Origin of the sequence: Sphingomonas japonica (assembly GCF_006346325.1) — a bacterium.
In the GTDB taxonomy this organism is placed as follows: domain Bacteria; phylum Pseudomonadota; class Alphaproteobacteria; order Sphingomonadales; family Sphingomonadaceae; genus Sphingomonas; species Sphingomonas japonica.
In genome coordinates this window covers 1,664,662-1,675,622 of the sequence record NZ_VDYR01000001.1, presented here as the reverse complement: position 1 = coordinate 1,675,622, position 10,961 = coordinate 1,664,662, and the positions used below count along the sequence as shown (strand labels likewise).

The 10,961-nt window shown below is 66.3% G+C and carries 10 protein-coding genes; 4 read left to right on the top strand and 6 right to left on the bottom strand.

Translation table 11 applies throughout. The features are described 5' to 3' along the window. The first annotated feature begins 221 nt into the window (after nt 1-221). The 3 genes from FHY50_RS08310 to xth all read left to right on the top strand — a co-directional run bounded on the left by FHY50_RS08310 (nt 222) and on the right by xth (nt 2,601). Nucleotides 222-1,409 (top strand): M23 family metallopeptidase, encoded by a 1,188-nt coding sequence (locus FHY50_RS08310; RefSeq protein WP_140048006.1) that lies wholly within the window; start codon nt 222-224, stop codon nt 1,407-1,409. A 73-nt stretch (nt 1,410-1,482) separates the two neighbouring features. Next, nucleotides 1,483-1,809, top strand: a complete 327-nt coding sequence (erpA, locus tag FHY50_RS08305) for an iron-sulfur cluster insertion protein ErpA (RefSeq protein WP_140048005.1) — start codon at nt 1,483-1,485, stop codon at nt 1,807-1,809. A 21-nt stretch (nt 1,810-1,830) separates the two neighbouring features. Next, nucleotides 1,831-2,601, top strand: coding sequence for an exodeoxyribonuclease III (gene xth / locus FHY50_RS08300; protein ID WP_140048004.1), 771 nt, complete (start codon nt 1,831-1,833; stop codon nt 2,599-2,601). Nucleotides 2,602-2,687: 86 nt separating this feature from the next. Here the strand turns inward: xth and FHY50_RS08295 are convergent, their stop codons facing one another. After that, nucleotides 2,688-3,833, bottom strand: a complete 1,146-nt coding sequence (locus tag FHY50_RS08295) for an N-acetyltransferase (protein WP_140048003.1) — start codon at nt 3,831-3,833, stop codon at nt 2,688-2,690. A gap of 88 nt (nt 3,834-3,921) precedes the next feature. Here FHY50_RS08295 and FHY50_RS08290 point away from each other — a divergent pair, with 88 nt between their 5' ends. Then, nucleotides 3,922-5,019 carry a fatty acid desaturase family protein gene (locus tag FHY50_RS08290; RefSeq protein WP_140048002.1) on the top strand — a complete coding sequence of 366 codons (1,098 nt, stop codon included), beginning with the start codon at nt 3,922-3,924 and terminating at the stop codon, nt 5,017-5,019. Between the two features lie 4 nt (nt 5,020-5,023). Here the strand turns inward: FHY50_RS08290 and lptG are convergent, their stop codons facing one another. The 5 genes from lptG to FHY50_RS08265 all read right to left on the bottom strand — a co-directional run bounded on the left by lptG (nt 5,024) and on the right by FHY50_RS08265 (nt 10,943). Next, a complete protein-coding gene (gene lptG / locus FHY50_RS08285; protein WP_140048001.1) occupies nt 5,024-6,121 on the bottom strand; it encodes an LPS export ABC transporter permease LptG in 1,098 nt (365 codons plus the stop codon). Beyond that, complete coding sequence (locus FHY50_RS08280; RefSeq protein ID WP_180345101.1) at nt 6,118-7,311, bottom strand: LptF/LptG family permease; 1,194 nt, start codon at nt 7,309-7,311, stop codon at nt 6,118-6,120. The genes lptG and FHY50_RS08280 overlap by 4 nt, the downstream gene beginning before the upstream one ends. A 93-nt stretch (nt 7,312-7,404) precedes the next feature. After that, nucleotides 7,405-9,372 carry an ATP-binding protein gene (locus FHY50_RS08275; RefSeq protein WP_140048000.1) on the bottom strand — a complete coding sequence of 656 codons (1,968 nt, stop codon included), beginning with the start codon at nt 9,370-9,372 and terminating at the stop codon, nt 7,405-7,407. A gap of 49 nt (nt 9,373-9,421) precedes the next feature. Then, nucleotides 9,422-10,690 (bottom strand): serine palmitoyltransferase, encoded by a 1,269-nt coding sequence (spt, locus tag FHY50_RS08270; RefSeq protein ID WP_140047999.1) that lies wholly within the window; start codon nt 10,688-10,690, stop codon nt 9,422-9,424. A gap of 7 nt (nt 10,691-10,697) precedes the next feature. After that, nucleotides 10,698-10,943, bottom strand: coding sequence for an acyl carrier protein (locus FHY50_RS08265; protein ID WP_140047998.1), 246 nt, complete (start codon nt 10,941-10,943; stop codon nt 10,698-10,700). Nucleotides 10,944-10,961: the final 18 nt, after the last annotated feature.

Sequence of the window (10,961 nt, the reverse complement as noted above, 5' to 3'; positions counted from 1 at the left end):
ATATCCGCAAAATTGCGAGGTTGCGGCCGAGATTCACCGCAGGTTCAACGACTCGGCGCACGACTCAGCCGGTCTGCCCCGCATCGCCGTGATCGTGCTTGCCCGTTAACGATTGCCGGGACACAAAGCTGCACGTCCACGGCGCGGAGGGGCTGCAGTCGGGACATCATATACTCGGACGAGCGAAAACGACGTCCGTGCATCTGGGTCGCCGGGGAAAAATGCAAACCACTTTCAATCCGTCAAACGTCGCCATTTTCAATCAGTTCCGTACTTTTTTCAGAACCCGGGATTTCCTGTTCCACGACGGGCGCGCGCTTCGCCGCTTTTCGATCGCAGGTCGCACTCAGGCTCTGCTGGCGGGTGCCGCTGCGGTAACGCTCGGATTTTCGGCGTATGGCGCCGGGCAGGCGATGGTCGCCGCGTCGGGTATGGCGGCCGATGTCGCCGTCTCGAGCGAAGTCGACGCGATGCGCGCCAAGGTTGCCAAGATGCAGGGCGATGTCGCTCGGATCAAAGTCGCCGCCACGCAGCAGGCCAAGCGCGTCGAGCAGCGTCAGGCATTCATCGCAGCCGTGCTGAGCGGCAAGGGCGACCCGGAGCAGCTTGCCGTCCTGATCAGACCTGCGGCCGAGCAGGACGCACGTACCGCCAGCATCCTGCAACCGCTGCACCGCGTCGAGGCGCGCCAGGTCGCGCTGGCCGAGACTGCCGAAGCGACCACCCGCGCCCGCTACGCCGCGATGGTTCGGCAGGTGCGCAAGCTCGGCATCAACCCCAGCCGCATCGCCAAAACCTCATCCACCGCAATGGGCGGTCCGTTCGAGCCGGTGGAGGGCGCCGTTCCCGGATCCGCCACCGAAACCGTATCGGAAGCCGATTCGCAGTTCCGCTCGCTGTTTCAGACGTGGAAGAAGCTCGACACGCTGGAGCAGGCGGTGATCGCGATCCCATCGTTGCAGCCCGTAGAGAACCTGACGCTGACCAGCAGCTTCGGCGTTCGTTCCGATCCGTTCCGCGGCACTGCCGCGATGCATGCCGGGCTCGATATTCCGGGGCCGCTCGGCACCCCGATCTACGCCACCGCCGACGGCATCGTCGCACGCTCGGGTCGCGCCGGCGGCTATGGCAACCTTGTCGAGATCAATCATGGCAAGGGTATCCAGACCCGCTACGGCCACATGTCCAAGATCCTGGTGCCGGCCAACCAGCGCGTTCGCCGCGGCCAGTTGATCGGCCTGATGGGCTCGACCGGTCGTTCGACCGGCAGCCATCTCCACTACGAGGTTCGTATCGACGGCCGCGCCGTCAATCCGATCCCATACATGCAGACGGCCGACTCGCTGCTTGCGATCCAGGATCGCGCGACCCGCGCACGCCAGGTCGGCGGTCCGCTCGCCGCCAACTGAGTCCGGGCGGCCCGACCGGGGGGTGGAGGGCCATCCATTGCCGGTTGCGCTCCCGTCGCCTATCTCTGTTCCCATGAACGACATTACCCTGACGCCCTCGGCGGCGGCACGCGTCGCGGCGATCGCCGCCAGGCAGGCCAAGCCGGCGATCCTGCGACTTTCGGTCGAGGGAGGTGGCTGTTCGGGCTTTCAGTACCGCTTCGGGCTCGCCGATGCAGCGGCAAGCGACGATGTCGTCGCGGAAACCGCCGGGGTCGCGCTGATCGTCGATCCGGTCAGCCTCGATCTGGTACGTGGCGCTTCGGTGGATTTCGTCGAATCGCTGGGCGGCGCGGCCTTCAAGGTCGATAATCCCAACGCGGCCGCTGGCTGCGGCTGCGGGTCGAGCTTCGCCGTTTGACCGATCGAAGGGTGTGATCGCTTGAAGATCGTCAGCTACAACGTCAACGGCATCAAGGCGCGACTGCCGCGGTTGATCGAGTATCTCGCCGAGGAAGCGCCTGATGTGGTGTGCCTTCAGGAATTGAAATCCTCCGATGAGACGTTTCCCGAAAAGGACGTGCGCGATGCGGGCTATGGCGCGGTCTGGCACGGCCAGAAGGGGTTCAACGGCGTCGCGATTCTGGCGCGCGGCGAAGACCCGGTCGAGCGGCGCCGCGGGCTCGACGGCGAGGACGACGATGTCCACAGCCGCTATCTCGAAGCCGATGTCGGCGGGTTGACGGTCGCGTCGATCTATCTGCCCAACGGCAATCCTGTCCCGGGTCCCAAATTCGACTACAAGCTGCGCTGGTTCGAACGCCTCGCCGCCCGCGCGCGCACGTTGCTGGCGGAGGAGCGGCCGGTCGTCTTGGCGGGCGATTACAACGTCATCGCCAACGACGACGATGTCTATTCGGTCCGGGCCATGGACAGTGACGCGCTGATGCAGCCCGAATCGCGGCAGGCCTATCGCCGGTTGCTCGCGCAGGGCTGGACCGACAGCCTGCGCACGCGCTTTCCCGGCGGCGGGGTGTGGACCTTCTGGGACTATCAGGCAGGCGCTTGGCAGCGCGACGCTGGATTTCGCATCGATCATCTGCTGCTCAGCCCGCAGGCGGCAGATAGGTTCGTCGATGCCGGCGTCGACAAGCAGTTTCGCGGCCGCGAAAAAGCGAGCGACCACGCCCCCACATGGGTGCGGCTGCGCTGAGACCGGCCAACCCTTGGCATGCCGGGATATGCTAGTTTCGTTTTAAATCGCGCCTGAAGCGAAGGTGCCTGCGCTAGGCGCTGCGGTCACAGCGTGCGCTGATAAACATTATACACGCGGTTGATCCGGCTCTGGATGGTCTCTGCGATCGCGACCATTCCCTGGTTATCGTCGAGGATCCAGCCGATCTCGCCGCGGCTGGCGCCGTATTTCGCCACCGCGTCGCGGCGGATCAGCTCGATCATCATGAAGGCGAGCTGGCTGGCTAGCCGTGACGCCTGCAGCCGCTTGACCACGCCCATCAGCGGTACGCGCATCGTCCGCGCCTTGGGACGGCGCAGCCACAGCAGCAGCTTCGCCCAGCCCAGCGGCAGCAGAGATCCCTTCAGCGGCGCGATCACCTCGTTGAGGTCGGGCAGGGTGATCATGAACGCCACCGGCTCGCCATCGACCTCGGCGATGCGGATCAGATCCTCGAACACGATCGGCTTGAGCTTGCGGCCGACATCGTCGATCTCGGGCTGGGTCAGCGGGACGAAACCCCAATTGTCGCTCCACGCATCGTTGAGGATGCCGAGGATGATCGCCGCTTCGTCGGCGAATTTCGACTTGTCGACGCGGCGCACGACGATGCGCGCATTCTTCTCGCCCGCTGCGACGATGCGGTTGACCAGCGGCGGGAAGCTCTGGGTGATGTCGAGGTCATAGGTGACCAGCTGCTTGGCGACGCTGTACCCCGCCGTCTCGATCCACGCCTGATAGGCGGCGGCATGATGCCCCATCATCACCGTCGGCGGATGGTCGTGCCCCTGGACCAGCAGCCCCGGCTCCTCCCAGATCGACAGGCTGATCGGCCCCAATGCGCGCGTCATGCCGCGCCCGCGCAGCCATGCCTCGGCTGCGGCGATGAGGGCACTTGCCGTCTCGGCGTCCTGCGCCTCGAACATTCCCCATTGCCCCGCGCCCGGGCCGAAACCCTGCTCTGCCGGCATGGTCAGCGCGAGCGTGTCGATATGTGCCGAGATCGTGCCGACGACGCGGCCATCACGCTCGGCAAGGAACAGCTGCGCCTCGCCATGGCTGAACCAGCCGTTGCGCTTGGGATCGAGCTTTTCGGCGACTTCGCTGCGCAGCGGCGCGACCCAGTTGGGATCGTCGGCGTAGAGCCGATAGGGCAGGTCGATGAAGGCGCGGCGGTCGGCCTTGGTGGCGACGGGGCGGACGGTTATCATGGCTTTGGCACGTCCTGCGTCGTCCGCGCGCTGTCAAGCGCATTGCGTGCCACCGTATCGCCACTATCTTTTTGTAATGACCGCCGCAATGAACACGCTTTCTCTCGAACGGCTCGCCGCTGCGGGCCTCGCCACGCCCCGCGCGGCCGTGCCGCGTGATCGCGCGGCAGAGGACAAGTCGATGCTGCGGATGGCGGCCGATTTGACGCGCGATCTCAACGGCGCGCGCCCTGTGATCTACTGGACCGACCTGCTGCTGTCATGCGCGATCGGCTATGCCGCGATGGCAGCGGCGATCGTCGTTGAGCCCGTTGGTTGGGCGGTGGCGGCATGGGTGGTTGCAGTGCTCGCGCTGTATCGCGCGGCGAGCTTCATCCACGAGATCAGCCATATTAAGCACGCGGCGCTGCCGGGCTTCCGCGCCGGCTGGAACGCGCTGGTCGGCATTCCGCTGATGGCACCGTCGTTCATGTACGAGGGCGTTCACAACCTCCATCACGCGCGCACGCGCTACGGCACCGCCGACGATCCCGAATATCTGCCGCTGGCGCATATGAAGCCGTGGAGCGTCCCGGCATTCGTGCTGATTTCCGCGCTGGCGCCGATCGGGTTCCTGATCCGGTTCGGCATTCTGACGCCGCTCAGTGTGCTGATGCCGTCGCTGCGTCCGATGGTCGAAGCGCGCTTTTCGGCGCTGGCGATCAATCCCGATTTCCGCCGCCGCCCCGCCGAAGGGGCTGCCAAGGCGCTGTGGTGGAAGCTTGAGATCGCCACCAGTGCATGGACCATCGCACTGATCGCCGCGACGGCCGCGGGTATCGTTCCGATCAAGGCATTCGCGATCCTGCTCGCCACCATTTCCGGGCTGATGGTCATCAACCAGGTCCGTACGCTGGTCGCGCATCTGTGGGAGAATGACGGCGAAGCGATGTCGGTGACCGCGCAGTATCTCGATTCGGTCAACGTGCCGCCGCCGGCCATGCTGCCGGTGCTATGGGCGCCGGTGGGGCTGCGCTATCACGCGCTGCATCACCTGCTGCCCGGCTTGCCCTATCACGCACTTGGCGAGGCGCATCGGCGGCTGAGCGGGGCACTCGATCCGCACTCCACCTATCACAAGGCCAGCTATGCCGGGTTGCCGGGATTGCTCAGGCGATTGGTGCGCGGCACGTTCGGCAACCGCTGAGCCATCATTCCTCGCTGCGGATCAGCACCGCTTCGCCGATCAGGAAGAACAGCAGGAACGGCGCCCACGCGGCAAGGAAGGGCGGATAGGCGCCGAGATTGCCCATCGCCAGAGCGAAATTATCGGCGACGAAATAGGCAAAGCCCAGCCCCATGCCGATCACCGCGCGCAGGAACAGCTTGCCCGACCGCGCGATGCCGAACGCAGCCACGGCGCCGAGCAGCGGCATCAGGATCGCCGACAGCGGCCCCGACAATTTGTGCCACAACGCGCCCTCCAGCGCCTTGGTCGGACGTCCCGCGACGTTCAGGTCGTCGATCGCGGCGTTGAGCTGGTCGAACGGCAGGCCGTCGGGATTGACCGTGGTCAGCGTGAACTGATCGGGCCGCACCCCGCCGGCGACGCGAATGGTGCCAAGGTCGCGCGTCTCGCCGCTGGCTACGTCGAAGCGGCGCGCTCCGGTGATGCGCCAGCCGTCCCCTTCGCGGCGTCCGCTGGCGGCGGTGACGACCGAGCGCAGCGTGCCGCCGTCGCGTTCGTAGACGGTGATCCCGCCCAGCTGCACGGCCTCTCCGCGACCGCGTACCTGCTGTGCCTGGATCAGGTTGGCGCCGTCGCGCACCCAGACATTGCCGCGATCGCCGCGATCGACCGGCATCGGTCCGAACTCGACGCTCTCCCACCGCTCGAGCGTGGCTGTCGCGCGGGTGACGATGCGCTCGTTGAACGCGAACGAACCGATCGCCACTGCCAAGGCGGTAACGATCAGCGGTGCCAGCACCTGATGCGCCGACAGCCCCGATGCCTTGAGTGCGACGACTTCGCTGTTCTGGTTGAGCGTGGTCAGCGTGATGATTGTGCCGAGCAGGACCGCGAACGGAAGGAAGCGCTGGATGATCTGCGGCGTACGCAGCGACGCATAGCGCCACACCTCCGCCTGCCCGTTGCCGTCATAGGCAAGGATGCGCCCGCTTTCGGCGAGGAGGTCGAGCGCCTGCAGCACCAGCACCAGCACCGCGAGGATCGCGAAGGTGCGCACCAGGAACATCTTACCCATGTAGATCGCGGTGGTGCGCGACGGAAAGAACGAGGTCTGGCTCATGCAGGTGCCCTCCGCCGGCCGGGCAGGCGCCGGGTGATCGCCCGCAGCCCCTTGGTGAAGCTGCGCTCGAGCGCGCCGATCGGCTGTCCGCCGGGGACGAACGCGACGGTGTAGAACATCCATCCGACCAGCGCGGCGAAGATCGCGAACGGCCCCCACAGCGCGATGATCGGATCGATCCGGCCAAGCCCACCGATCGCTTCGCCATATTCGTTCACCTTGTGATAGGTGACGATCATCACGATCGACAGGAATACGCCGAGCGCCGAGGTCGATCGCTTCGGCGGCACGCCAAGCGCGAGCGCGAGCAGTGGCAGCAGGAACATCGTCGCCACCTCGACCATGCGGAAGTGGAATGCGGCGCGGCTGGTGTCGCGAACTTCCTCGCTGGCGCGCGGATCGCGACCCAGGACCACCAGCTCGGGCAGGGTACGTTCGAGGTTGCGCCCGCCGCGCGGACGGAAACTGCCGAACTCGGGCAACGGAATCGGCAGGTCGTGGCTGGTAAAGGTCAACACGCGCGGCTCGGTGAAGCCGGGCGCGTCGTGGACCAGCGCCCCTCGCGTCAGGCGAAAAATGATCGTGTTGGGATCGTCGGTCGCCAGGAACTGCCCTTTTTCCGCCGTCGCCGCGTACCAGGTGCCGGGCCCGCTCCGAAAATGCACGAAGATGCCCGACAGGTCGGTGCCATTGTCCTGGCTGTCCTCGATCCTGAGCGTCATTTCGTCGCCGAAGCTGGTGAACTCGCCGACCTTGATCGACGCACCCAGCGCGCCCGAGCGCAGCTCGAAGCGCAGGCCTTCATATGCGTAGCGCGCCTTGGGCTGGACATAGCCGACGATCGCCAGGTTCAGCGCGGCGAGCACGATGGCATAGAAATAGGGCACCCGCAGCAACCGGCCATAGCTCATGCCGACGCCGCGCAGCACGTCGAACTCCGACGTCGTCGCCAGCTTGCGAAAGGCGAGCAGGCAGCCGAGCAGCAGCCCGATCGGGATGCCCAGGCCGAGATATTCGGGCAGGAGGTTGGCGAGCATCTGCCATACCACGCCGATCGGCCCACCCTCGGTCGCGACGAAGTCGAACAGGCGCAGCATCCGGTCGAGCACCAGCAGCATCGCCGAGATCACGAGCGTCGAGAACAGGGGCACCGCGATCAGCCGCGCCATGTAGCGATCGATCGACTGCATGGGGCGGGGGGCGATCCTCGGGGCGGCAGGTGGACGGGACGGCGTTCGCCGCGAAGCACCCGCCCTATCGCAAAGCGAAGCGGCGGGGAAGCGTCAGCCGGTCGCCGTCCGCCGCGCCGCTCGCAGCGGCGCAGAGTCGCCCCCAGCCTCGTCGATCGCGCGCGCCAGCGCGGCAAAGGTGAACGGCTTGCGCAATACGGCATGGCCGCCGAATGCTGCGCGATCCTCGATATCGGCAGCGAAGCCGGTCACGAAGACGACCGCCACGTCGGGGCGATCGGCGACCAGGCCGGCGACCATCTCGGGTCCCGACTGGCCCGGCATCAGCACGTCGGAGACCACCAGATCGATTGCGGGATGCTCCGCGAGTATCGCGGGCGCGGCCAGCGGATCGTCGCAGGCGATCGCGACATGTCCGAGCTCGCCGATGACATCGACCGTCGATGCCAGCACCCGTGGATCATCCTCGACGACCAGGATGGTTCGGCCGGTGGCGGCGGGTATGGCGGCGTCGATCGGCGTGGCTGTCGCCGCGACGACCGCGCCCACGTGGCGCGGCAGGTAAAGCGTCACGACCGATCCCTCGCCGACCACCGATCGGATCGCGATTTCGCCCTGCGATTGCCGTACGAAGCCGAAGATCTGGCTGAGGCCGAGCCCGGTGCCCTTGCCGACGGGCTTGGTAGTAAAGAAGGGCTCGAACACCCGCTCCAGCACGTCCTGCGACATGCCGCAGCCGGTGTCGCTGACCGATATCGTGACATATTCGCCCGGCGGACATTCACCAACGGCGCGCGCGCCGAGCGGACAACCGCCGGTCTCGATCGTCAGCGTGCCGCGCCCGTCCATCGCGTCGCGCGCATTGACGGCTAGGTTGAGCAGCGCGTTTTCGAGCTGGTGGCGATCGACCCAGATGTGCCAGCCCAACCCGGCGTCGCGCGCCTCGACGGTAATGGCGTCACCCAGGGTGCGATCGAGCAGGTCCGACATGCCGTGGATCAGATGCCCCGCCTCGACCGCTTCGGGCAGCAGCGGCTCGGCGCGCGCGAAGGCGAGCAGCCGCCGGGTGAGCGCAGCCGCCCGATTCGCGCCTTCGGTGGCGTTGTCGAGATGGCGGACGGCATCGGACGTGCCTTCGACATTGCGCCGCGCCAGTTCGAGCCCGCCGAGCACCACTGCCAGCATATTGTTGAAATCATGCGCGATTCCGCCGGTCAACTGGCCGACTGCTTCCATCTTCTGCACCTGGCGCAGTTGCGCTTCGGCCGCTTCGCGGTCGCGCGCTTCCTGCTGCAATTCGGCCGTGGCTGCGGCGACCGCGGCCTCGAGTTCGACGGCGCGGGCACGCTCGATCTCCGCCTCGGCATCGGCGATCGCCCGCGCCGATTCGGTGCGTACGGTGATCCAGCCGAGCACGATCCCGCCGAGCACCAGCACCACCCCAAACCCGGCGAGGATCGCGGCGATCAGGTTCGATCGCGCGATCGTCGCGCGTGCCGCCTGCTGGCGCTGATCGAGCAACCTGCGCTCGGTCGCGGCGATCGCCTCCATCGCATCCTGGACGCGGCCCAGCGACGGCGAATTGCGCGCCGCATAGTATCGCGACAGCGCGACGTCGTTGCGCGCGAAATTGGTGTTTAGCGCGATCCGCGACAATTCCGTGCCGCGCTCGCGATAAGCAGCGCGCAGTGCCGCGATGGGCGATCGCTGTGTCGGATTGTCACCGGTGACCCGGTCGAGCCGATCGATCTGGCTGGCCGCGAGCCGCCAATCCTCGACATAGATACGCCCGATCGCCTTGTCGCCGGAAATGACGAACCGCCCCAGCGTCGCTTCCGCCCGCGCCATCGTCGCGGCCAGCGACTGAGTCAGGATCATCACTTCATAGCTGTGCGACTGACGCGCGATCGCCGCATCGCGCTGGCGGCTGGCTTCGCCCATGGTCGATCCGAGCGCGATGGCGACGGCGATGCCCGCCAGCCCGACCAGCAGCGCCGCGATGCCGCGCCAGCGCGCCGAGGCAACGCTGCGCGCCATCAATCGTTCGAGTTCGCCGCTCATTGCCGGTCGGACCCTAGGCGCGGCCGCGATCCAACGCCAGCCGCCAGGATCAGGCGAGCACGCCCGCCGCCCGGCCGGCCGCGGCGAACATCGTCAGGATCGCGGCGATCTGCTCCGGGCTGTGTTCCGCGCACAAAGAGCAGCGCAGCAGGAACACGCCCGAGGGGGTCGCGGGCGGGCGCGCCATGTTCACGTACAGCCCGGCCTCGAGCAGCGCCTGCCACATCACAACCGCCTGTTGCTGATCCTTGAGGATCACCGCGATGATCGCCGATTGCGGGCTGTCGGTGCCCAGCTCGAACCCCATGTCGGTCAGGCCGCGATGCAGGGTGCGGCTGTTGTCCCACAGCCGCGTCCGCTTGTCGTGCGCGGTCATCAGCTTGCGGATAGAGGTCGCCGCGGTCGCGACGACCGATGGCGGCAGCGAGGCGGTGAAGATATAGGGGCGGCAGGCGAGCCGCATCACTTCGAACTTGGGATGGTTCGAGACGCAGAAACCGCCGACCGTGCCGACCGACTTGGAAAAAGTGCCGATCACGAAATCGACGTCGCGGCCGAGTTCGAGCCCGACATCTTCGTAGACGCCGCGGCCATGCTCGCCGAAAAAGCCCATCGAATGCGCTTCGTCGACCAGCACCATCGCGCCGTGCTTCTTAGCCACCTCGACCATTTCGCGCAGAGGCGCGATGTCGCCAAGCATCGAATAGACGCCCTCGAGCACGACCAGCTTGCCGACGCCGTCGGGCAGTCGCCCCAGCCTTTTGTCCAGATCATCGACCGAATTGTGGCGGAAACGCACGATCTCGGCATTGCCGAGCGCACAGCCGTCATAGATCGACGCATGGCTGTCGGCATCGAGGATGATGTATTCGCCCTTGGCCGCGATGGTCGAGATGATGCCGAGATTGGCCTGATAGCCGGTCGAGAACACCATCGCGTGATCGGCGCCGTAGAATTGCTTCAGCGCGTCTTCCGCATCGACATGGTCGCGGAACGTGCCGTTGAGCATGCGGCTGCCGTTGGTGCCCGATCCGAATTGGTCGAGCGCCGCCTTGCCCGCCGCGATCACGTCGGCGTCGAAGGTCATGCCCATATAATTATAGGTGCCGAGCAGGATGGTCTCCTTGCCCTTGATGACTGCCTCGGTGGGCGATTTCACCGCTTCCATCACGATCGCGAACGGATCGCGCACGCCGCTGTCGAGCAGCGCCTGGCGCTCGGCGATCAACGGATCGAACTTGCTGAACAGATCGCGCGCGGGCGCCGCGGCGACGGCATCGGCGGGCAGGGCGTGCGCGGAGGCGGGAGCTTCGGTCATGCGGTCCTCAGACGTTCTTGAGCTTCTCGACGGCATCGACCAATTGACCGACCGTCTCGATCTCGGCCTGCATGTTCATGGTGATCATGATGTCGAATTCGTCCTCGACCGCCGCGACGAAATCCATCACCGTCAGGCTGTCCCATTCGAGATCGCCGGCGAAGGTGGTCGTCTCGGTCAGCGCGACGCCCTTTTTGTTGAACGGTTCGATCAGCCCGGTGACGGTGTCGAAGACGGCTTGGCGGTCGCTCATCGGAATCCTCTGCAATTG